This is a genomic window from Bacillus sp. Y3, assembly GCF_008123875.1.
Taxonomy (GTDB): domain Bacteria; phylum Bacillota; class Bacilli; order Bacillales; family Bacillaceae; genus Bacillus; species Bacillus altitudinis.
The window spans coordinates 60,996-83,104 of sequence record NZ_VSSC01000004.1 but is presented as its reverse complement, the minus strand read 5'-3'; the positions used below and the strand labels follow the sequence as shown (position 1 = coordinate 83,104).

Annotated in this window: 24 protein-coding genes and 2 riboswitches; of the genes, 17 read left to right on the top strand and 7 right to left on the bottom strand. The window is 39.8% G+C overall.

Annotated elements, in window-relative coordinates; genetic code table 11:
* Positions 1-23: 23 nt before the first annotated feature.
* On the top strand, positions 24-386 hold the full coding sequence (locus FXF70_RS10055; protein WP_108611584.1) for a cupin domain-containing protein: 363 nt from the start codon (positions 24-26) through the stop codon (positions 384-386).
* A 245-nt stretch (positions 387-631) separates the two neighbouring features.
* Here the strand turns inward: FXF70_RS10055 and FXF70_RS10050 are convergent, their stop codons facing one another.
* Positions 632-961 carry a MerR family transcriptional regulator gene (locus FXF70_RS10050; RefSeq protein ID WP_007498778.1) on the bottom strand — a complete coding sequence of 110 codons (330 nt, stop codon included), beginning with the start codon at positions 959-961 and terminating at the stop codon, positions 632-634.
* A 192-nt stretch (positions 962-1,153) separates the two neighbouring features.
* On the opposite strand from FXF70_RS10050, the gene FXF70_RS19070 reads away from it, so the two are divergent.
* From FXF70_RS19070 to FXF70_RS10040, 3 genes are all read left to right on the top strand, one after another.
* On the top strand, positions 1,154-1,309 hold the full coding sequence (locus FXF70_RS19070; protein WP_008346151.1) for a hypothetical protein: 156 nt from the start codon (positions 1,154-1,156) through the stop codon (positions 1,307-1,309).
* Between the two features lie 38 nt (positions 1,310-1,347).
* Complete coding sequence (locus FXF70_RS10045) at positions 1,348-1,506, top strand: hypothetical protein (protein WP_035700511.1); 159 nt, start codon at positions 1,348-1,350, stop codon at positions 1,504-1,506.
* 357 nt (positions 1,507-1,863) lie between these two features.
* Complete coding sequence (locus tag FXF70_RS10040; protein ID WP_088004396.1) at positions 1,864-2,328, top strand: MarR family winged helix-turn-helix transcriptional regulator; 465 nt, start codon at positions 1,864-1,866, stop codon at positions 2,326-2,328.
* 31 nt (positions 2,329-2,359) lie between these two features.
* On the opposite strand, the gene FXF70_RS10035 is transcribed toward FXF70_RS10040, so the two are convergent.
* Positions 2,360-4,783, bottom strand: a complete 2,424-nt coding sequence (locus FXF70_RS10035; RefSeq protein WP_148780189.1) for a bifunctional diguanylate cyclase/phosphodiesterase — start codon at positions 4,781-4,783, stop codon at positions 2,360-2,362.
* 248 nt (positions 4,784-5,031) lie between these two features.
* Between FXF70_RS10035 and FXF70_RS10030 the strand changes: the two genes are divergently transcribed.
* The 4 genes from FXF70_RS10030 (at position 5,032) to FXF70_RS10015 (ending at position 8,883) form a co-directional block, all read left to right on the top strand.
* On the top strand, positions 5,032-5,646 hold the full coding sequence (locus FXF70_RS10030; protein ID WP_007498772.1) for a DedA family protein: 615 nt from the start codon (positions 5,032-5,034) through the stop codon (positions 5,644-5,646).
* 78 nt (positions 5,647-5,724) lie between these two features.
* Positions 5,725-5,835: riboswitch (yybP-ykoY riboswitch) on the top strand.
* Between the two features lie 95 nt (positions 5,836-5,930).
* Positions 5,931-6,722, top strand: a complete 792-nt coding sequence (locus FXF70_RS10025) for a TerC family protein (protein WP_057079630.1) — start codon at positions 5,931-5,933, stop codon at positions 6,720-6,722.
* Positions 6,723-6,937: 215 nt separating this feature from the next.
* The gene (sigI, locus tag FXF70_RS10020) at positions 6,938-7,693 is read left to right on the top strand and encodes an RNA polymerase sigma factor SigI (protein WP_008346139.1); all 756 of its coding nucleotides are present in this window, start codon (positions 6,938-6,940) and stop codon (positions 7,691-7,693) included.
* Entirely contained in the window at positions 7,690-8,883 is a 1,194-nt protein-coding gene (locus tag FXF70_RS10015) for an anti-sigma-I factor RsgI family protein (protein ID WP_148780188.1), read from the top strand. Before sigI ends, FXF70_RS10015 begins: the two co-directional genes overlap by 4 nt.
* A 39-nt stretch (positions 8,884-8,922) precedes the next feature.
* Here the strand turns inward: FXF70_RS10015 and FXF70_RS10010 are convergent, their stop codons facing one another.
* Together FXF70_RS10010 and FXF70_RS10005 are read right to left on the bottom strand one after the other, a co-directional pair.
* Positions 8,923-9,117: an alpha/beta-type small acid-soluble spore protein gene (locus tag FXF70_RS10010; protein WP_008346135.1), complete on the bottom strand. Its 195-nt coding sequence runs from the start codon at positions 9,115-9,117 to the stop codon at positions 8,923-8,925.
* 125 nt (positions 9,118-9,242) lie between these two features.
* Entirely contained in the window at positions 9,243-9,959 is a 717-nt protein-coding gene (locus FXF70_RS10005) for a DUF1836 domain-containing protein (protein ID WP_046343373.1), read from the bottom strand.
* A gap of 279 nt (positions 9,960-10,238) precedes the next feature.
* Between FXF70_RS10005 and htpX the strand changes: the two genes are divergently transcribed.
* The 5 genes from htpX (at position 10,239) to FXF70_RS09985 (ending at position 13,789) form a co-directional block, all read left to right on the top strand.
* The gene (gene htpX / locus FXF70_RS10000) at positions 10,239-11,138 is read left to right on the top strand and encodes a protease HtpX (RefSeq protein ID WP_007498762.1); all 900 of its coding nucleotides are present in this window, start codon (positions 10,239-10,241) and stop codon (positions 11,136-11,138) included.
* A gap of 143 nt (positions 11,139-11,281) precedes the next feature.
* Positions 11,282-12,628: a TrkH family potassium uptake protein gene (locus FXF70_RS09995; RefSeq protein WP_007498761.1), complete on the top strand. Its 1,347-nt coding sequence runs from the start codon at positions 11,282-11,284 to the stop codon at positions 12,626-12,628.
* Between the two features lie 297 nt (positions 12,629-12,925).
* Entirely contained in the window at positions 12,926-13,453 is a 528-nt protein-coding gene (locus FXF70_RS09990; protein WP_017359458.1) for a DUF421 domain-containing protein, read from the top strand.
* Positions 13,450-13,614: a hypothetical protein gene (locus FXF70_RS19065; RefSeq protein WP_008346124.1), complete on the top strand. Its 165-nt coding sequence runs from the start codon at positions 13,450-13,452 to the stop codon at positions 13,612-13,614. Before FXF70_RS09990 ends, FXF70_RS19065 begins: the two co-directional genes overlap by 4 nt.
* Positions 13,607-13,789, top strand: a complete 183-nt coding sequence (locus FXF70_RS09985) for a hypothetical protein (RefSeq protein WP_008346122.1) — start codon at positions 13,607-13,609, stop codon at positions 13,787-13,789. The genes FXF70_RS19065 and FXF70_RS09985 overlap by 8 nt, the downstream gene beginning before the upstream one ends.
* Positions 13,790-13,822: 33 nt before the next feature.
* Here the strand turns inward: FXF70_RS09985 and FXF70_RS09980 are convergent, their stop codons facing one another.
* Complete coding sequence (locus tag FXF70_RS09980; protein ID WP_007498757.1) at positions 13,823-14,842, bottom strand: acyltransferase family protein; 1,020 nt, start codon at positions 14,840-14,842, stop codon at positions 13,823-13,825.
* Positions 14,843-15,135: 293 nt separating this feature from the next.
* On the opposite strand from FXF70_RS09980, the gene FXF70_RS09975 reads away from it, so the two are divergent.
* The 3 genes from FXF70_RS09975 to FXF70_RS19230 all read left to right on the top strand — a co-directional run bounded on the left by FXF70_RS09975 (position 15,136) and on the right by FXF70_RS19230 (position 18,048).
* Complete coding sequence (locus tag FXF70_RS09975) at positions 15,136-17,331, top strand: PAS domain-containing sensor histidine kinase (protein WP_008346118.1); 2,196 nt, start codon at positions 15,136-15,138, stop codon at positions 17,329-17,331.
* Between the two features lies 1 nt (position 17,332).
* Positions 17,333-17,824: a methylated-DNA--[protein]-cysteine S-methyltransferase gene (locus tag FXF70_RS09970; protein WP_017359455.1), complete on the top strand. Its 492-nt coding sequence runs from the start codon at positions 17,333-17,335 to the stop codon at positions 17,822-17,824.
* 89 nt (positions 17,825-17,913) lie between these two features.
* Positions 17,914-18,048 (top strand): hypothetical protein, encoded by a 135-nt coding sequence (locus FXF70_RS19230; protein ID WP_017359454.1) that lies wholly within the window; start codon positions 17,914-17,916, stop codon positions 18,046-18,048.
* 24 nt (positions 18,049-18,072) lie between these two features.
* Here FXF70_RS19230 and mtnA read toward each other — a convergent pair whose 3' ends face one another.
* Both mtnA and mtnK read right to left on the bottom strand, forming a co-directional pair.
* A complete protein-coding gene (gene mtnA / locus FXF70_RS09965; RefSeq protein WP_017367119.1) occupies positions 18,073-19,134 on the bottom strand; it encodes an S-methyl-5-thioribose-1-phosphate isomerase in 1,062 nt (353 codons plus the stop codon).
* A 6-nt stretch (positions 19,135-19,140) separates the two neighbouring features.
* Positions 19,141-20,334 (bottom strand): S-methyl-5-thioribose kinase, encoded by a 1,194-nt coding sequence (gene mtnK / locus FXF70_RS09960; RefSeq protein WP_148780187.1) that lies wholly within the window; start codon positions 20,332-20,334, stop codon positions 19,141-19,143.
* A gap of 406 nt (positions 20,335-20,740) precedes the next feature.
* Here mtnK and FXF70_RS09955 point away from each other — a divergent pair, with 406 nt between their 5' ends.
* Positions 20,741-21,931 carry a pyridoxal phosphate-dependent aminotransferase gene (locus tag FXF70_RS09955; RefSeq protein WP_135226810.1) on the top strand — a complete coding sequence of 397 codons (1,191 nt, stop codon included), beginning with the start codon at positions 20,741-20,743 and terminating at the stop codon, positions 21,929-21,931.
* Between the two features lie 44 nt (positions 21,932-21,975).
* Positions 21,976-22,077: riboswitch (SAM riboswitch) on the top strand.
* Positions 22,078-22,109: the final 32 nt, after the last annotated feature.

Below are 22,109 nucleotides of genomic sequence, written 5' to 3'. Positions count from 1 at the left end.
CATTTAATAAGGAGGGGAATCGATTGATTTCAAAGGTAAATATCGAAGAAAAATTTTCGCAAATAAATGATTATTGGAATCCTAGAATAAGTGGAGAGTTGAACGACTCATACATGAAAATGGTGAAAATGAAGGGTGAATTCATTTGGCATCACCATGATGATGAGGATGAAATGTTTTTTGTGTGGAAAGGCAATCTAGTCATCCGTTTTAGGGATAGGGAAATAACGCTTAATGAAGGAGAATTTCTTGTGATTCCAAAAGGAGTTGAACATCAGCCAATTGCTGAAGAAGAAGTTCACTTGCTCTTAATTGAACCCAAAACGACGCTAAACACGGGGAATGTGCTCAATGAACGAACTGTTTCGATTCCTGAACAAATTTGAAAAACTAAATCGTTAAAGATCAAGTATCTTAGGTGATAAATAGTTGAATGGTTGTTTTAGCTAATAACGAGGCTGCAATTGCTGCCTCGTTTTGTTGCTTCAATGATTCAGATGAGCTGTAACGCATTTGCTTTCACTACCTGAAATAAACTCTTCAGCAAGAATCGGTTTGTGCTTTCATCGTTTCATATTCAGGTCGATCAGATGCTAAGTCTATTTTGCCAAGTAAGCGATTTTTATTTAGTTCATCGATTTTTGTACCGGAAGTGTGCATTAATTTGACCTTCCAGCATTTTTTTCTTATATTGTCCGCTTTTTAATGCCTGTTCTTTTTTCTTCATGTCTTTTAAAATTTCCGCTGTCTGCACACCATCTTCCCGTTTATTGGCGATATCCATTAAACGTTCTACATCAGAAAAAGAGTATTTCCGTGTGCCTCTTGTTGAGCGCTGGGGGTAGATGAGTTTCCGTTCCTCATAATATCGGATTTGCCTGACGGAAAGCCCTGTTAATTCACTGACAATCCCGATTGAAATGACTTTTTTATCTTTATAAGATACATCTTCCTGCGTCATATCCTCACCCCTGCAAGTCTTTTCTTCGTATTATATCGAAAAGTCAGTAAAAAAACCTAACGTTTGTTAGATAATATAACACAAAAATGAAAAAAGTGAAAAACAATGGAAGGAAAATTAACATATAACGTGCAAATCATATCACGTGAACATATGATAATAAAAAGAAAAAATGAGGAGGAGGCGCACTTGATGGAGAAAACACAGATCATCCGTATGGCAAAAGAAATCATCGCATTAGATGTGAAGAGGGATGAACTGCTGGAGCAGTTTATGCAGGCTGCGGGTCAGAATGCACATGCTCTTCTTAGAGCCGTACAAAATGATTTGTATAAAAAGTCCTCATAAGCACCCGATCCATATCCATTGATAGGAGGGGAGATGTCGTGCGGCTAAAAGAAGCTTTAGCGAAAGAAAGACATTATTATACGAAGCAGCTTTGCTCACTTGGGGTGTATAGCCCTGATATGACCAAGAACATGACAATTAGTGACTTAAAAAAAGAGTATCATTTCTTTTTCAACAAAACCGATCGCTATCTTTAACATCCCTTATCATGTGCCCTGTCACATGAAGGGTTCTTTTTTTGCGTGTTTAATATTATAGCAATATTGAATTTTGTAGAAATTTGACGAATCAAATGTAAGAAAATATAGAGCCTTTACAGATTATGTTAAAATTTGTCGTAACATGATGGTTTGCTGGAAAAGCTTTTTTTCGAGATGATTGTGAAAAATAAGAAGGATTTTAAAAGTTTATATCGAAATCTTATACATAACACGAATGGAGTCACTTATGTGGTTGAAAGGGTTTTCAAAAACGTACTTCTATTTTTTACGAAAGGCTCCAACTGCACCGCAAGAAAGCCTTGAAGTTAAAAAAATATTATAAGAGGTAGATATGTGATGAGACTATCGTTTAATGAAGAAGAAGTAGAACGTTCAATGACGCTTTACAAAGTTTTTGCAAGAGCATTTAAAAGCGTTTCCGAACACAGTATTAGAGACAGCAAGGAGCATGGATTCAATCCAACTGAATTTGCCGTTCTCGAATTACTGTATACGAGAGGTGCTCAAAAACTTCAGCAAATCGGCTCAAGACTCCTGCTTGTCAGCGGGAATGTGACGTACGTAATTGACAAGTTAGAACGAAATGGTTTCATTGAAAGAGAACAGGACCCAAAGGATAAACGGTCAGTTTATGCCCATTTAACGGATAAAGGGCGCAGTTATCTGGATAAAATTTATCCAATCCATTCTCTTCGAATTGCGCGGGCGTTTTCTGGTCTTTCGCGTGAAGAACAGGAGCAATTGATTAGTCTGCTGAAAAAAGCAGGTATTCACAGTCAGCATTTGTTATTTAGATAAAACGAAAAGGTGCCATGGTTGGCACCTTTTTTTATGTATCCAGCTGATGAGCAGGATAGGCGATAAATTTTTCAATATCACTAGCTGGAAGTGGCTTGGCATAATAAAAGCCTTGTAGATCGTCACAGCCCTGCGTAGATAAAAGTTGTGCTTGTGCAAAAGTTTCAACACCTTCAGCAATGACTTCTAGAGATAGCTGGTGCCCCATTGCAATAATAGCCCCTGTGATTTGCTCAGACTTTGAATCACTCAAAATATCCTCGATAAATGATTTATCAATTTTCAGACGGTGAATCGGCAAATCCTTCAAATAGCTTAAAGAGCTATGGCCTGTACCAAAATCATCAATACTAATACGGACGCCAAGTTGTTTTAGAGATGTCAGTACTTGTTTTGACTGCTTGATGTTATCCATTGTCATGCTTTCTGTCACTTCAAGCTCAAGAAGTGATGGTTGAAGGTCGTATTTTTTTAGCGTTAGTTTGATCAAATCAATTAAGTCTTCAGAGTTAAACTGCTTAGCAGATAAATTGACCGCTACAGGGATTTTCAATTGCTTGTCATACCACAATTTTGCCTGCTGACATGCCGTGTCAATGACCCACCTTCCAATATCGATAATCAGGCCCGATTCTTCAGCAAGTTCAATGAAAGCCTCTGGTGATTTTAGAGAACCGTCTGGTGCTTTCATTCTTAAAAGGGCTTCAACACCTGTCATTTGCCTTGTTTTGGCGCTGATTTGCGGCTGATAATGAAGCACAAACTGCTTTCTTTGAATGGCATCTCGTAGCTCCAGTTCGCGATTAAGTCTGTCCTCACTCAATCTCTCCATAGATTCAGTAAAGAATTCATAGCGGCTTTGTTTATGTTTCTTTGATAAGTACATGGCCATATCTGCTTTTCTCATCAATTCCATGCCATTCTTTCCGTTTTGCGGAGAGATGGCGATTCCAATACTAATGGATGTAATGAGCTGATGGTTTTGAATGAAAAAAGGTCGTTCAAATTGGCGAATGATGTTTTTCGAAAGCTGTTCAATTTTATGTGTACCATGCTCCAGGTGAGGAAAGATCATTAAAAATTCATCCCCGCCAATTCTTGCAATAAAGCCATTGTCAGGCAAACATTTGGTTAATCTGTTTGCGGCGGCTTTCAACAGCAGATCGCCTATGTTATGACCAAGGGCATCATTAATAATTTTAAACCGATTTAAATCAAGAAAAAGAACTGCCGTTGACGTTTTTGTCTCTTCTTGAGCGGATAAAACATCATTTAAATGATTAATTCCATGACGACGGTTGGGCAGTTCAGTTAGTGCATCATAATGTGCCATCACATGAATTTCTTTTTCAGCAATCTTCTGCTGGGTTAAATCCTTTAAAACGAGATAAATGCTGTCAAGTGTATGGTTGACGTGTACGGGTATGTATGTAACATGATAATAATAAAAACGATCTGCTGCTTTCAGTTCTGCTTCACGCGTAATTGCTTTTTTTGATTGATCAATAAAGTCTTCCCACATCTCAGTCGGCATGACGTATTGACTCACATCATCACCAATCCAAGAATTGCACATTTTCAAAATGTGTTTGCCTGGGTCATTCGCAGATATCACTTTTCGATCAACAGATAACACGATAATCCCATCTATATTATGTTTGATCAGTGATTGGAACCGCTGTTCATTTTCTTTTAGCTGATCGGATTGTGACATAATCCGGTGATCAATATAGGCGCCGAAAATCATAAGTGATTGGACGATAAGCGTCATCAGGCCGATGAAAATGGACAGGCTAAATGGTGACATTTCAAGAGAACCACCCGCAGCGGCATGACCATCTGAATGAAAAAACATCGTCGAAGACGCCATGCCTGTGTAATGCATGCCCGCAACAGCACCGCCCATCATCAGTGCACCCGCTATTTTTAACAGCTGATCTCCCCGCCTTTTCTCAGAGCGATGGAGCCGGAAAAAAAGGTGTAATGAAAAGAATGAAGCGAGCCCACCAATAAAAAACGAAAGAAAAAAGAGAACAGGGTCATAGCTGATGGTGACATTCGCCATTGATTCCAATCCGAGGTAGTGCATGCTGCAAATAGCTGAGCCCATCGTGATCGAACTAATCAAAAGTCGTCTTGTAGAAAGTTGTTGCTGAATACATATTGAAAATGCAATGAAAGAACCGATAAAAGAGGCCAAAATCGATAAAATGAGTAAGGGTGTTTCATATGTGATACCAGAGCGTAGGTGAAACGCCATCATGCCAATAAAATGCATTGACCATATTCCCATCCCCATGATCATCGCACCAACGATCAACCATACTCTTTTCTTTGCGCCGCTCGACTGGATCACCCGGCTGGCTAATTGAAGAGCTGAGTAGGAGGCGACAGCGGCGACAGCGACTGACAGAAAGACAAGCCATCCGTTGTAGCTTCCTGTTAAATGTGTCATGTAAGAAAACCTCCTGTATCTAAAAACAGACATATACTTAATATATCGGATCAAGTGGCGCCTGTGTTCACTTTTCCTTTACTTAAAAAGGGTATTTAGCATTTTTTTTGAACATTTTTTATAGTAAAATCAAATTTAATGTAAAAAAACGAAGAAAAGTGAATCATTTTTGTTTTTTTATTCGTTTAATAGGTGGCACGGTACGATTTGTAAGCATAGCCTGTCAAACTGATTATGTGTGAAAGGGATTGATAAACATCGAAGATTTTATTATTTCATTAGCTGATGCCTTTAAGAATTTGTCGTACTTCGGCATCTTTCTTGCATTATGCATTGAATTTGTTCCTGCTGAAGTGGTGTTGCCTCTTGCAGGTTACTGGGTTTCAAAAGGGGACATGGCCTTCATCGGTGTTGTGGCTGCCGGTTCTATTGGCGGTGTTGCAGGCCCCTTGACCTTGTACTGGTTAGGGCGTTATGGAGGGAGACCCTTTTTAAATAAATATGGGAAATATTTCTTTGTGAAACCTGAGTCACTTGATAAATCGGATGCCTTTTTTGAAAAACATGGCGGATTTGTTGCGTTTAGTGGCCGGTTTATTCCAGGGGTCAGAACCCTTATTTCCATTCCGTGTGGGATTGCGAAGATGAATGTGTGGGTTTTTTGCCTGTATACGTTTTTGGCGATTACGCCAATTACATTTGTATATGTGTATCTAGGATTTGTCCTTGGGGAGAACTGGCAAGAGGTTGGAACCATTTTAGAACCATATGTATTGCCGATTGGAATTGGTATGCTCTTATTGTTTGTTCTCTACGTGTGGCTGAAACGAAGAAAAAGAAAAACAGAAACACCAACGGCTTAATCAATGGGTGGAGATAAAAAGTCACCTGTTGACAATCAGGGGTCTGTTGATTATGATATAAGTAATCTAAATATTCTTAATCCCACCAAAGGGGAGTAGCGTCCGGTTTTTACCGGAAACAAAGTCGTCATTACATGGAACCTCATTCCATCGGCTTTGTTGGCATGATTATTTACATATCACATGTCTAGCAAGACCTTTGCCATTACAGGCAAAGGTCTTTTTTGCATTCATAAGCCTTTGTCTGTTGTGGGACAATAGATAAAAAATAAGGAGGAATGATGATGGATGCAGCAATTATTTTAGAGTACGGGTGGGTTCTTCTCGTATTGATTGGATTAGAAGGGATTTTAGCAGCTGATAATGCGCTGGTTATGGCTGTGATGGTCAAACACCTTCCTGAAAAACAAAGAAAAAAGGCATTATTTTACGGACTTGCGGGAGCATTTGTCATGCGATTTGGTTCTCTTTTTCTTATTTCGTTTTTAGTAGATGTGTGGCAAGTTCAAGCCATTGGCGCAATTTATCTTCTATATATTTCGATTCACCATATTTTAAAATCGCACGTATTTAAGAAAAAGGAAGCAGACACAAACATGAAACAAAGCGGCTTTTGGGCAACCGTCGTGAAAGTTGAGCTTGCTGACATTGCATTTGCAGTAGATTCTATTTTAGCAGCTGTTGCATTAGCTGTGACTCTGCCAGCAACAAACCTTCCACAAATTGGCGGGCTTGATGGCGGTCAATTTATTGTCATTCTATTGGGCGGTATCATTGGTCTAGTGATCATGAGGTTTGCGGCGACTGTATTTGTGAAACTGCTTAAAACGAGACCAAGCCTAGAAACAGCAGCTTTTGTCATTGTCGGATGGGTTGGCGTGAAGCTGACGCTCTATACACTTTCTCATCCAGCTATTGGGGTCGTGTCCTCTCATTTCATTCATTCAACATTATGGAAAATCATTTTCTGGACGGTCCTTCTCGCGATTGCAGCATTTGGCTGGTTTTTATCAAGTCCATCAAGAAAAGGCAGCCAGCAAAACGAGGAAAAACAAGAGATGCGGCTGGAAGAGTAGGTTTTTTGAAAGAAATATCATTTCATTTTCATAACACGTATATTACAAAAAAGGGGGGGATACCCCCTTATTTCTTTGCTTTTAAACGAAACGTTGTAAAGTAGATAAAGAAATACATGTCACAATTGAGTAACAGGAAATGAATTCCTCATTTCTTCCTTTGCGCTTCCCTCATAAATTAGCTATCATAAATGAGTAATATAGGGAGAACTGAGGTGAAACCATTGCTTAGCCTTTTGTTTAAAAAGGGAAAGAAAAAGCAAACATTAGAGCAGTCGGCAATCAACATCCAACAGGGTGATACCGAGCTGCAAAATGCATTAATAGAGCAATACAAACCATTTGTCGCTAAGACGGTTTCATCCGTTTGTAAACGATATATAGATGAAAAAGATGATGAATTTAGCGTAGGCTTAATTGCCTTTAATGAAGCGATAGAAAAATACTCTGCCGAAAAAGGCAACTCACTCCTTGCATTTGCGGAGTTAATTATTAAAAGAAAAGTAATCGACTATATTCGAAAAGAAGCAAGAAACGCGCCAACGGTTCAAATGGACCTTCAAGAAAGTGAGAATGGCGAGTACTCGCAAAGCATGATTGAAGCAGAGCTTTCTGCAAATGAATATAGGCGTTTAATTGAACAAGAACATAGAAGAGAAGAGATTGAACATTTTAAAGAACGATTGAAAGTATATGGTCTTACGTTTCAAGAACTGCTTGAGCATTCACCAAAGCATGCGGATGCGAGACAAAATGCCATTAAAGTGGCCCATACACTCGTGAAGCATGATGAACTGAGAACCATTTTATTTCAGAAAAAACAATTGCCAGTCAAACAGCTGGAAAAGCTAGTGGAAGTCAGCCGCAAAACGATTGAGAGAAATAGAAAATATATTATTGCGATGGCGATCATTATGACAGGTGATTATGTGTATTTGAAAGATTACCTTAAAGGGGTGCTTAATTCATGAGAAGAGGCATTATAGTAGAGAAAAACAAAAAATATGTCACACTGCTGACCCCTGATGGACAATTTCTGCGGACAAAGTATGAACAGCAAGACTATGAAATCGGTCAAGAAGTGACGTTTCCGAATGAATCACGTCTCGAAAGAAAAAGAGCCGGTTTTTTTGACCTGCTTCGTTTACGTCCGTTAAATGCAGGAATTCTATCAATTGCAGCAATTATTGTCGTGATTTTCACTATGATGCCATCTTTCTCAAGTCAAAAAGCATATGCATATATGACGATTGACATTAACCCAAGCTTTGAGCTGAAACTCGATCACAATTATCAAGTGATCGGTGTCACTCCGCTGAATAAAGATGCGAAGCAAGTACTGGCCAGTATGAAAGATTTAGAAAAAAACGACATGACCAAAGTCGTGCAGGAAATCATCGATGATTGTGATAAAAAGGGATACGTGAACGACTCTAAAAGCATTTATATTTCAACTGTTTATGAAAACAAGCAGGATCATACATACAAAACAAACGTAAAAAGTAAAATCAGCACCATCTCGGGGGAATATCAAAAGCGCAATTATAAGCTAGAAACTGTGGAAGGTGACCTGGAAACAAGAGAAAAGGCACAAAAAGCAGGCATCTCAACAGGAACTTATATTAGAAATCAAGAAATGCAAGACAACGAACAAGAGGACGTTAAAAAAGAAGATGAAGATCCAGCAGATGATGAGGCTGTCAAAGAAGAAGAGCCGAAAAATGCTGATGAAGATCAAAAAGACGAAGACAAAAAAGAAGACATCAAGACAGACGGTAGCGATGAGATGCAGCCTGATAAAGAGGCTCCTGAAGGCGAAGACAAAGAGCAGAAGGAAGTTGAGAGGGAAGAGCAAGGAGCTGTTCAAAAGCCTCACCAAACAAGCCCTAATTTTGACAACAAAGAGAAAAAGGGAAAAGAAGAAAAGGATCGCCCTTTTGAAAAAGACAAAGAGCAAAAAAAAAATCACTCGACTGATCCAAATGAAAAAAAACATCCAAACGGCACATCACGTGGTGATACTGAAAAGCATGTAAAAAAAAACGACAGTGGTCAGAATCGTCCGTACGGCGAACGTAACAGAAATGGCGTCAAACAAAAAGGAAAAAACACACCGCCCTCATACCGTGAAAACCGGGATGAGCCTACATATGAACAGTAAAAAAACGCCAGAATAGATCCGGCGTATTTCACCATGTCTTTATTTAGTTGAATGGCCCATTTGAGATTGCGCCTGCTGTACGAGTCTTTTTGTCATCTCGCCGCCAACAGAACCGTTTGAACGTGCGACTGTATCTGAACCGAGATTCACGCCAAATTCTTGAGCGATCTCGTATTTAAATTGATCTAAAGCTTGTTCTACTCCAGGAACAAGAAGTTGATTTCGATTTGCCATCACATATTCCTCCTTTCACCTCATGTTTGTTGCGCCTTCTTATTTTGAAAAAAACAGCCTGCAATTATGCTGGCAATTGCTGCACAAAAAAGCCGAGGTGATGAAGGTTCACCTCGGGCTCAGTTTTAAGCCTTTTTCAGCTGAAGCGTATTCAACATCATTTCTTGCGCTGTGCTTTGCAAGTGAGAAGTGAAAACGGAGAAAACGGTAGAACTGATAATGCCTTTAATCAAATGCCATTGCGGCTTCGTCAATTCTGTAAACTCTTCGTGGAGTTTGTCCGTCTGCTCTTCTGTCATTTCTCGTAAATTCGTTTCCTTTAATGGAAAATGTGTATGGTGATAAATAAAATCAAGGACGTGCGCATATGCTTCATAAAAACGGATGGGGCTGATAATATCATCCGTTCGATCTGTGATCGTATTAAATAAGGCAGATAAGATCGTACGAATAGAATCAAAATCAAATACTGATTTTAAATCCCGGACAATTAATAAAATAACGACTTGATCAATGGAGTACTTCTTGCCAAGCTCTGGATGGCCGATCATATCTTTAATATCGCGCTTGATCCAGTTTTGAATGGCTGTCGATTTAAGAGAAGTCAGTTCACACAAGTTGCCAAGCTCAACGATTTCGTTCGTTGAAAGCCCGTGCTCTGATTTTTGCTTCCGCCGTTCGAGTTTTTCAAAAAACGAAGGGATTCTTAATTCATCATATTCATGTTCCTTATCGCTTTTTACAGATAAATTCAAAAGCTGAAGCGGAGTCAGATCTCCCTCGCCTTTTAGAGAATACAGAAGTCTCGTCATGTCAATTCTCGTTAATTTAAAAGTCACCATGTTCCACCTCATTTTGTACGTCAAAAACGTGATTATTGATCTAATTCAACATCATAATCTCTTTTTAATGAAAATGCAAAATAAACTAAAATAGGACCGGTGCGTCACAATTTGTTCACTTGTTTGCGGATGCAAGTAGCGTAATCATTGAAATGACGAGGTTTTAGCCAGTATGATAAACATAGAAAACGATTCCTTTTTCCTTGCAATTTGAGACGTTTATTTTTATAATTTTATTAATAAGTTCAAATGAACTTAATATGACAGCGGAGGTTATGTATGGGTAAAAGAATATTTCTGTTTATATTAACGAACATTCTTGTTATCACTACGATTGGTATTGTCCTATCGGTTATTAGTGCAGCAACTGGTGTTGGTTCTTATATAGGAGCAGACGGAAGACTTAATATCCTTTATCTTCTTGTATTCAGTGCAGTTGTTGGTTTTGTAGGCTCGTTTATGTCACTAGCGATGTCTCGCTGGATGGCAAAAATGATGATGGGTGTGCGTGTGTTAAATCCAGAAAAGGATTCATTAACATATGATGAGCAGCAGCTTGTTGACCGCGTTCACAGACTATCAAGAGCAGCAGGCCTTTCTAAAATGCCTGAGGTCGGTATTTACCAATCATCTGAAGTAAATGCATTTGCGACAGGTCCTTCTAAAAGAAGATCGCTTGTTGCCGTATCAACTGGATTGCTTCATGAAATGGATGATGCAGCAGTTGAAGGGGTTATCGCTCACGAAGTCGCTCACGTAGCGAACGGTGACATGGTTACAATGACGTTACTTCAAGGAATCGTCAACACGTTTGTTGTCTTCCTTTCAAGAATTGCGGCATGGATCGCAAGCCGTTTCGTTCCACGTGAAGAGCTTGTGCCGATTGTTCACTTTATCGCTGTGATCGTCTTCCAAATTATTTTCTCTATCTTAGGAAGCCTTGTCGTATTTGCTTACTCTAGACATCGCGAATTCCATGCAGACCGCGGCGGTGCGGACCTTGCAGGAAAAGATAAAATGATTCATGCGCTCCGTTCACTAGAGGCGTATACATCAAGAATTAAAGATGATGATCAAACAGCTGTTGCTACACTGAAAATCAGTGGTAAAAGAAAAGCTTCTCTTTTCTCAACACACCCTGATTTAAACGAAAGAATTAGAAGACTCGAAGCAAAATAAGAAAGATCAAAAGACATTCTGCCTAAGGATGTCTTTTTCTTTTTGATGAAAAAGTAAATAAAGCACAAAATACCTTTAAAATCTTCTTTCTTTTCATTAAAATGATATAGTATTCGAAAAGAAAGATAAAAGAAGGAATAACCATGAATCCAATGAAAAAACTAATCGACCGGCTGTCGGCTTTTCAGCTGATTGCCCTTTATTATTTTCTTGCTGTGACCGTGTCGTTCATTCTACTCAGTCTGCCAGTGGCTCACCAAGAAGGAGTCAAATGGACATTTATTGATGCGCTATTTACAGCTGTGAGTGCTGTCAGTGTCACGGGTCTGACTGTTGTCGATACGTCACAAACATTTAGTGTGACCGGGATGTGGATCCTTGCATTTGTTTTGCAAATTGGGGGTATCGGCATTATGACCCTTGGTACATTCGTCTGGCTGGTTATGCGAAAAAGGATCGGCATTAAAGAAAGAAAATTAATTATGGCAGACCAAAACCAGAGCAACTTATCAGGAATTGTAAAACTCATGAAGCAGGTCTTATATTTAATCTTACTGATTGAGTTTGTAGGCGGTCTGATTTTAAGTATGTATTTTCTAAAGTATTACGATGTGCAAGGCGCTTTTTTACACGGATTTTTCTCTAGTATCAGTGCCACAACCAATGGAGGATTTGATATTACTGGGAATTCGTTAATTCCTTATAAAGATGACTATTTCGTCCAATTTATCACGATGCTGCTCATCATTTTTGGCGCTATTGGCTTTCCGGTACTTGTCGAAGTAAAGGATTATTTATTCAATCAAGACCGAAAACATGCATCGTTTTCATTGTTTACGAAAATTACAACGATCACGTTTGGCCTCCTTGTTGTCGTTGGGGCAATTGGGATTTATGCACTTGAAGCTCGGTTTACTTTTCTAGGGAAGAGCTGGCATGAAATCTTGTTTTATTCTTTGTTTCAATCAACAGCTACCAGAAGTGGCGGGCTTTCGACATTAGATATTACGCAATTGACAGAGCCGACACTGTTATTTTTATGTTTGTTGATGTTTATCGGGGCATCTCCAAGCTCGGTAGGGGGCGGAATTCGGACAACCACGTTTGCCCTTAATTTACTTGCTTTGTTTCATTTTGCGAGAGGAAATAAGTCCATTAAAATCTTTAAAAGAGAGCTTCATCAAGCGGACATTAATAAATCCCTCATGGTGACGATGATGGCCTTTATTTTAGTGTTTGGTGCTACGTTTCTGTTAACTTTATCAGACCATCATACACTTCTTGAAACTTTATTTGAAGTTTGTTCTGCCTTCGGAACAACAGGACTGTCGCTCGGAATTACGTCTGACTTGTCCGTATTTGGTAAGTGTATTATTATGGTCGTCATGTTTATAGGACGGATTGGAATTCCAAGCTTCTTGTATTTAATTGGCCGCCGGGAAAGTGAAGCGAATTATCATTATCCGAAAGAGCGTGTGATCATCGGCTAACCAGCATTCCTACTGAATACTGGTTTCAGCGTGTAGACCAAACCCTCGCATTCGTTGTCAAATCTGTGCTCCGGTGCTCACGAATGTCAAATTCGCTCCGCTCCGGTGCTCGACTTTCCTAGACTGCAAAGGTTTTCTATCACGCTGAAAAGAAGAAGAGCTAAAATAAAGATCATTTTAACTCTTTATCAACAATCAGACCAGCATTCCTACTGAATGCTGGTTTTTTATTTCCATTATATAACTGGCTAAATCACAAAGGATGTTCGCAATCTATAGGTAAGAGGTGAAAGAGACGTGCTGGATGTGTTATGGAAAGCAATTGTAATGCTGCTCGTTGGTACTTTGCTGCTGAGAATAGCAGGGCCTAAATCCATTAGTCAATTAACGGTTCAACAGACAGTCATCATGATTTCGATTGGATCGATTATTATCCAACCCTTTATTGAGCATAATTTACTTGAAACCATTTATGCGGCCGCCATTTTTATTGTGGCGCTTGTGATTATGGAAAAGCTGTCGATTCAATTTGATTTTTTTGAAAAATTGGTTTCAGGGAAGTCTGTGGTGATTTTAGAGGATGGAGAAATGCTTGATCACAAGCTGAAAAAAACGCGGCTGACAAGGGACCAATTCAAAATGCGCTTAAAGCAGCAGGGCATCACAGACATCAGCAGTCTCAAAAAAGCAACGCTAGAAGCGAATGGGCAAATTGGATATGAGTTAAAGCCTGAGGAAAAACCAGTGACAGTCAAACAAATGAAAGAGCTATTTGATCAATTGAGCGAAGAACTAAACATGTTAAAAAGGAATGATGACAAATGAAAAGAAAAACAGCAAAAAATGAAGCACTCACGAATAATATGACGCCTACAGAAAGCATGGCACACGATCAAGGACAAACACAATTTGACGAGCAATCAGAAGACCGCCAGGCGAACCGAAATTCTCATCAAGGGAAACAGGGGGGAGCATCTCGTGACTAAAAAACATGTGAAAAGTAAAGATATGAAAGACCATAAAAAACCGATGAACCCCGATATCTTGGAAGAGGAATTTGGCAGCGAGCTGGGAGATATAAACAGCAGTAAATGGATTGATACCTTAATGAAGCCTAAAAAAAACGATGAATGTCACACTGAACAGAAAAACAAAAAATAAATAGAAAAAAACGATCCAGAGAGATCGTTTTTTCTATTTAATATAACTGTTTTGTCTGCCAGTAATGGTTCGCATTAGACTGGTCATTTTGAGCTCGATGACTGGTTGTGCAACAGTTTTAACAAATGTACTAGATAGGGTAAAGGTTAAGAGGACCGTAAGTAGCAATAGAATCAATACACTTGCCGTATTTAGAGCCCAATCATCAAACCAAGTCGTTCTTAAAAGCTTAATCACAAAGCCATGAAGTAAATAGACATATAACGTTCTTGTGCCCCATTTGGTAAAGAAAAACCGGCGTGTAGGGACTAATGCAAAGAAACTAAAGGTAGCAGCAAATGCAAGTAAATACCATGCCATTCGTTTCATCGCTGCAATGAGTCCTTCATCTCCAAGAGAAGCGTACGATTGTGACCCAAATAAAAAGGAATAATCGAATTCATAGAAATAGCAAAACATGAACACGGCCATCAGTACAAGAAGTGCAGTCAGTTTCCCTTTGCTTGTTCGGATAAATTCAAAGTGCTGCTTTTTTAAATAAAAGCCAGCTAAAAACATCGGCAAAAAGACAAACGTACGAGATAGGCTGAGCGTATCACTAATGCTGTCCACGTAACCGACAAGTAACGCCATCGATAAACTAACGATCATTGCCCAGTGGAATGGCAGTTTTGAAAAAGGAATGAGTAGTAAGTTCCAAAAGAATAAACTGATTAAAAACCATAAAGACCACTGCGGATCAATCGGATTTAAGTTAGAGATGCTTTGATCCTGTAAGAAATAATAATACACAGAATAAATGACCTGAAAAATTAAATATGGGATGATCAGCTTAACTGCGACTTTTTTCATAAAACCTGGTTTTCTAAAACCTTTGGCAAAGAAGCCAGACACCAATATAAAAGCGGGCATATGGAATGTATAAATAAATTTATATAAGTAGAGTATCCAGTCATTATCATGTATGAATGACCGTAACAAATGACCAAAAACAACTAGAAAAATCAGAAGAAATTTTGCATTATCGAAATAACTGTCTCTCGTTGACGTCATAACATCACCTTTCCTGCTTCATTTCGAACATAAACGTTCTAAGTGCACTGTTCCCTCATTTGCCCCATTTTAAAATACAAATTGGCTCATTTCGCTATTTGATGTGAAATTGTAGAACGGTTGTAAAAGAAGCGTAAGAAAAGAGAATCGTTATACAATCGTGTCATCCAAATGAAACAAATGAAGCAAGCCTCATGTAAAAAGTTCTCTTTTTTTATGAGTCGAATGAAGGAACAATGAAAATCTTGTAGAAATATTGTAGAGGAATGAGGCTGGAAAAGGAGTGTAAGAGAATGACTGAAACGCTCGATGGTGCGAAAAATATCAGAAAATTAGAAAAAGAAAACGAATATTTGCGAAATGAATTGATACAGCACAAAATGCTGTTAAATAAGACGTTAGATGCCATTTTTATATTTGATCAGCACCTCAACATTATTCAAGCCAATGAAGCGACATGTAGGCTTGTGCAAACACCGAAAGAAGACCTCCTCAATAAATCCGTTCTAGATTTCCTATACGGCATCCCGAAAAACAAAATTGACTGCTCACTTGAGATTTTTTTTCGAAAAGGAACGTTAAAAAGAGAGATCTCCATTCAACTTGAAAATGGAGAGACAAAATATATTGAATTTGCAGCAGAGCACGACGTGGTGAATCAACAATATATTGTCGTCATGCGTGATATTTCTTCAAAGAAAATATTAGAGCGAGAACGTTCGATGAATGAGCAGCTGTTTAAAGATTTATTTGATCGAGCGATTGACGGTATGGTCATTTTTGATCAGGATGGTTGTATGATTGACGCCAATCACTCTTTTTGCCAGAGCTTTGAACTTCAAAAAACAGATTTAACAGACCGCTACTTAAATGAATTTGTTGAAGAAGAAAACCTTCCAGCGCTCCAGCAGCTCTTAACTTCATTGAAAGAAACAGGGAAAGCAAAGGGAGAACTTCCTGTTACCCTTCAATCTGGGCAGCACAAATTATTCGAACTGACCATCACATCCAATGTGATGAGTGGTTTTTACATGTCCATCATGCGTGATATTACAGAAAAAAGATTAATGGAAGAAAAGCTGCTAAAAAGTGAAGAACGTTTTAGAGAAATATTCGAAAATGCGATGGATGCCATCATCATTTGGGCGGATGATGGAGAAATTGTCAGGGCAAATGAATCAGCCTGCCGAATTTTTGAATTACCGATGCACCAGCTGATTGGCAAGAAACTCATGGATTTTCTAGTCAAATCTGATCGCAGATACCGGCCGACAAGAAGACGGTATATCAGGAATCTTGAAATCAGAGAAGAACTCCTCTTTAGAATGGCGAATGGCCAATTCAAAGAGCTTGAGTTCACCTCTAAGCATGCGGTATTAGAAGGGCAGCACTTAACCATTTTACGGAATGTCAGTGACAGAAAGCGAATGGAAGAGGAGTTGCGAGAAAGTGAGCTCAAATTTCGTAAAGTATTTAATGGCTCTATGGATGGCATTGTTCTTTTCGATAATCAATACCGGATTATAGATGTGAATCCTTCCGCAAGTGAACTGCTTGGCCTCAAAGATGATCACTTAACGGAAATGAACCTTTTTCATATCCTTGCGCCTTATCAAATTGAAAATTTGGCGCAGCCAGCTCAGGCGATGTCATTAGACGAGATGGACAATGAAGTTCCATTTGTGCTGAACCATCCAGATCAACGTATTTTGGAGTTTTCTTTTAAACGAAATATTATTCATAACATGAATTTGGCCATCTTTAGAGATGTGACTGAACGCAAGGAATTAGAGGAGCGGGTAAGAAAATCGGATACGCTTCATGTTGTCGGAGAGCTTGCCGCAGGAATTGCTCATGAAATTAGAAATCCAATGACGGCTTTAAAAGGCTTCATTCAGCTGCTCAAAGGAAACATTGAAGGGGAGTATTCGCTCTATTTTAATGTCATCACATCAGAGCTAAAAAGAATCGAATCCATCATTACAGAATTTTTGATTTTAGCGAAACCGCAGGCCATCATCTATGAAGAAAAAAATGTCGTGCAAATTGTCAAAGACACGATGGACCTTCTTCACGCACAGGCCAATCTTGGCAATGTACAAATGCATTTAGATGTGCTGGATGATATTCCGCTCATCTACTGTGAACAAAATCAATTGAAGCAAGTCTTTATTAACATTTTAAAAAATGCGATTGAAGTAATGCCTCAGAAAGGAAATGTATACGTGAGCATTCAAAGGAAGGGGGAGGAGCACATTGTGATTTCTCTTCGTGATGAAGGCTGCGGCATGACAGAGGATAAACTAAAGCGTCTCGGAGAACCATTTTATACAACAAAAGAAAGAGGCACTGGACTTGGGTTAATGGTTAGTTATAAAATTATTGAAGAGCATCAAGGAACCATTGAAGTAGAGAGTGAAGAAGGGGTCGGAACAGTGTTCCATCTCACGCTTCCACTCCGGCAGCAGAAACAAGAAGGGGAGCTTTAATGTGTATTATACAGTCTATACCGCACCAATCGGGGCATTATATATACTAGAGAAAGATGGTGCCATCATTGAAGTGAAGTTTGATGATGAATCGTTTTTGGTCAAAGAACAGAGAGACCATTTTAAACAAGAAGACACGCCTGTATTAAAAGAAGCGAAAAAACAGCTGGATGAATATTTTAAGGGCGATCGGAAAGTGTTCGATCTCCCGCTCAAGCAAGCAGGCTCTCCGTTTCAAGAGCAAGTGTGGGAGGCACTTTCTACTATTCCGTATGGTGAATCAAAAAGCTATGCTGATATTGCAGAAGCGATCGGTAATCCAAAGGCTGTCAGAGCCATTGGACAAGCTAATAGACGCAATGCATTGCCAATTTTTATCCCGTGTCACCGGGTCATTGGAAAAGACAGGACTCTGACTGGCTATGCAGGGACGAAGACAGGGATGAAAGCGATCCTGTTAGAATTAGAAGGCATCCCATTTGTTCAAAAATAAATGAATTGACCTGTTCCAAATGTTTAGTGAGCGACATATCCTTTTATTAAGCTAAAAAAGTTGGTCTAGGGAAAAAGGAGGCTGCTAACATGTTATGGGGCAAAAAAGATAAAATGTACGCCGTCACATCACTATGTGTCAAAATGAACGTGTTGACAGAAGAACAGAAAAAAGAAATATTAGCAAAAACGAACGAAACAAAAAAGCGCGGTGCTCTTAAATGATAAGAACCCCGCGCTTTTGTTTGATTAAAGTGACACGCTTTCAGTAAATAGTGCATCAATCTCTTCTGTATAGTTGGAAGTGATAATGCCTTTTTCTGTAATGATCCCGGAAATGAGATGGTGAGGAGTGACATCAAAGGCAGGGTTAAATACCTGCACGTCAGGAGGCGCTATTTGGATGCCGTTTAATTCCTTTACTTCCTGCGGGTCGCGTTCTTCAATCGGAATATCTGACCCATCCTGAGTTGACACATCAAAGGTCGAAAGAGGCGCTGCCACAAAAAATGGAATTTGAAAGTGTTTAGCCAAAATAGCCAGACTTAACGTTCCAATTTTATTTGCTGTATCACCGTTTCTAGCGATTCGATCTGCACCAACAATAACGGCAGAAATTTGTTTTTCTTTCATCGTATGGGCTGCCATATTATCCGTGATAAGCGTCACATCTACACCGCCCTGCATCAATTCCCATGTCGTCAGACGAGCGCCTTGAAGGACAGGACGTGTTTCACATGCGTAAATGTGAAGATCGAGGTTTTTCTTTTTCGCTAAATAAAAGGGTGCAAGCGCTGTTCCGTACCGGCTTGTGGCAATCGAGCCTGCGTTACAAATGGTCATAATTCGATCACCAGATTTAAAGAGCTGAAGAGCATTTTGACCGATTTGCCGACATGTTTCTTCATCTTCGATTTGAATTTGAATGGCTTCATGGACAAGATCAGTTTTGGCTGCATTCACCGAAGCAGCACGCTCAATGCGCTGATAAAGCCGGTCTAATGCCCAGGCAAGATTCACAGCGGTTGGACGAGCACTGTTTAAATATTCTTTCAGGCGAGCGACTTCTCGCTTAAAGAGATCAATGTCTTCTGTATCAATCTCTTGTGCACTGAGTGCGAGCCCAAAAGCCGCTGTAATGCCAATAGCAGGTGCTCCGCGCACTTTTAGCGTCACAATGGCATCATACACATCTTCTTTTGTATATAAATGCTCAAACACGGTTTCAGCAGGTAATTTTTGCTGATTCAAAATGTTGATACGGTTTTCTTCCCATTCGACGGAACGGGGAACTTCAAATTCTTTAGACAAAACTCGTCACTCCTTTACAGTTTGCTGGAATAATGCGACGAGGTCAGACGCTGTTTCCACTGCTTGATATTGTTTGATCAATGTTTTTCCTAGTGTAAGTGCTGCTTTTTTCTGCTGAAGCCTTCTAGAATGTGATGGAATCGCATCAAGATCAGCCGCATGCGCAAGACCGATGGTTCGGCGAACAAGCTCACAGCCAGCAAAGCCGGTGGCTTCTTTTAAAATACGGTCAAACGTTGTTTCTAAAAAGCTGTCCGATACACTAAACGCTTCAATACTGTCTTCTTTCCATGCTTTTGTGAACACTTCTTTGAATGTTGCCCACACATTGACGACATGATCAAAAAGGTGCTGCTGATCCTGCTCATTCTCATGAGATAAAGCATTGATGAACAGATTGGCAATAAAGTGACCGATATCGAATCCGAAAGGACCGTAAAAAGCGAACTCTGGATCAATGATTTTCGTTTCCGTTTCGTTTGCAAAAATACTGCCTGTATGAAGATCTCCATGTACCAGTGTTTCAGCAGAGGTTAAGAAGATCCGTTTCAATTCGGCTGCTTTTGCTTGCAGTTCAAGATCAGCCCATAGTGCTTGTGCCTCTTCTCTTAATTGCTCTTCGAAGTCATTCGTTTCGCTGTCAAAGAAAGGATCTGTGAAGACGAGTTTTTCTGTAATGTCACAAAGATCAGGATTCGTAAACTGTTTCACGAATTGTTTTTTGATTTTAGGATTTGTGGCAAAGTCAGACGTGTAAAATAGTGTTTTGCCTAAAAATTCTCCGACATGATCTGATAAATACGGGTATTGTTTTCCGGCAATTAGCCCTTTTCTGACGATTTCAAGGTGTGATAGATCCTCCATTGCCGTCACTGCAAGAGCTGTATCCGAATAATAGACGGCTGGTACGAGATGTGGTGCATACTCTGATTGCTTGATGAGTGCTGCACTTTCAATTCTTGCGCGGTCTAATGTCAGCGGCCAGCTTTCTCCAACGACTTTTGCGTAAGGAAGGGCCTGCTTGATAATCAGTCCTTTTGCTTGTTTGTGATCATAAATATGAAAGACGTAATTTAAATTTCCGTCGCCAATTTCAGTACATGTCAAATGACTGCTCTCTCGAATCAAGCCAAGTCTAATGGCAAGTGCAACTGCCGAACTTTCTGTTAATTCTTCATATGATGCCGTAAGTGTAACCAATTGCTTCCCCTCCAAATCATATAAAAAAGCCTCTTTCTCCTGAGAGAAAGAGGCTTGATGGCGTGTATGCTCGAAGCCTCTCTTATCTCTCAGCACATACGTCTGATGGAATTAGCACCGTGCCCTATAAGACAATGAATTGTCTTGGCGCTGTTCTTGCTGCGCCCCACTTCACAGTGGTATTAACGGTCGGTTGCTGTTGGGGTCAAAAGGCCAAATCCCTCGCCCAACTCTCGATAAGAGAAATCAATATGTAATTGTTTCATGTCTGCTTGCATTTCTTAATTCTAGATATTATCAGAGCTGCAGTTCACATGTCAATCTTTTTTCAAAATTGCTTTACAATTCATAAAACAATCCATTACAGTGATTGTATTGTCACGTAACTTGAATAGAAGGTGAAAAAATGGAATTCCAGCAATCAGATGTATTGAAACATTTACCGAAACAATTTTTTGCGTCGCTTGTTCAAAAAGTGCAGAAGAAAATGCAGGAAGGGGCAGATGTGATTAATTTAGGTCAAGGAAATCCTGATCAGCCCACTCCTCCACATATTGTGAAAGCGATGCAGGAAGCGGTAGCAAAACCTGAAAATCATCAATACTCCTCATTCCGCGGGACAGCGAAACTAAAGAAGGCTGCAGCTGCTTTTTATGAAAGAGAATATGGCGTCACGCTTGACCCAAAAACAGAGATTGCCATCTTATTTGGAGGGAAAGCGGGACTAGTCGAATTGCCTCAATGTTTACTGAATCCAGGTGATACGCTGCTTGTTCCAGATCCAGGATATCCAGATTACTGGTCAGGCGCTGTGCTTGCCGGAGCTCGCATGGTCACAATGCCTCTTCTTGAACAAAATGATTTTTTACCTGACTACCACCAACTGTCTAAGGAAGATAAGAATCAAGCAAAATTGATGTACTTAAATTACCCAAATAATCCGACTGGTGCGACTGCAACCCGGACATTTTTTGAAGATACTGTTGCGTTTGCGAGTGAAAATAAGATGTGTGTAGTCCATGATTTTGCATATGGTGGCATAGGATTTGACGGCGAAAAGCCCCTCAGTTTCCTGCAAATAGACGGAGCAAAAGAGACAGGTATTGAAATCTATACATTGTCCAAAACGTATAATATGGCTGGCTGGAGAGTCGGTTTTGCAGCAGGGAATGCCTCTGTTATCGAAGCCATTGAGCTTTATCAGGATCACCTGTTTGTGTCACTGTTTAAAGCAACTCAAGATGCAGCAGCAGAAGCACTTTTAAGCGATCAAACGTGCGTCCAAGTACAAAATGATCGGTACGAAAAAAGACGAAACACTTGGATTGCTGCATGCAAAGAGATTGGCTGGGACGTCAGTGCGCCAAAGGGCTCGTTTTTTGCTTGGTTAAAGGTGCCTGAAGGGTATACATCTGAAACTTTTTCTGATGTATTATTAGAAAAAGCACATGTTGTTGTTGCACCGGGGAATGGCTTTGGTGCTCACGGTGAAGGCTACGTCAGAGTCGGTCTTTTAACAAGCGAGGAGCGGCTAAAGGAAGCCGCTGATCGTATCGCTGCCTTGCAGTTATTTGAAAAAAAGCCATTGACAACGTAAAAAAATGGTGCGATAATTCAGGCAATATTTAAGAAAATTGAATATTCTTATCAAGAGTAGGCAGAGGGACTAGCCCAATGAAGCCCGGCAACCGACTTCCATGAAGCACGGTGCTAATTCTTGCAGCAAGCGCTGAGAGATAAGATTCGGATGAATGAGACGAAACCTCTTTAACGCG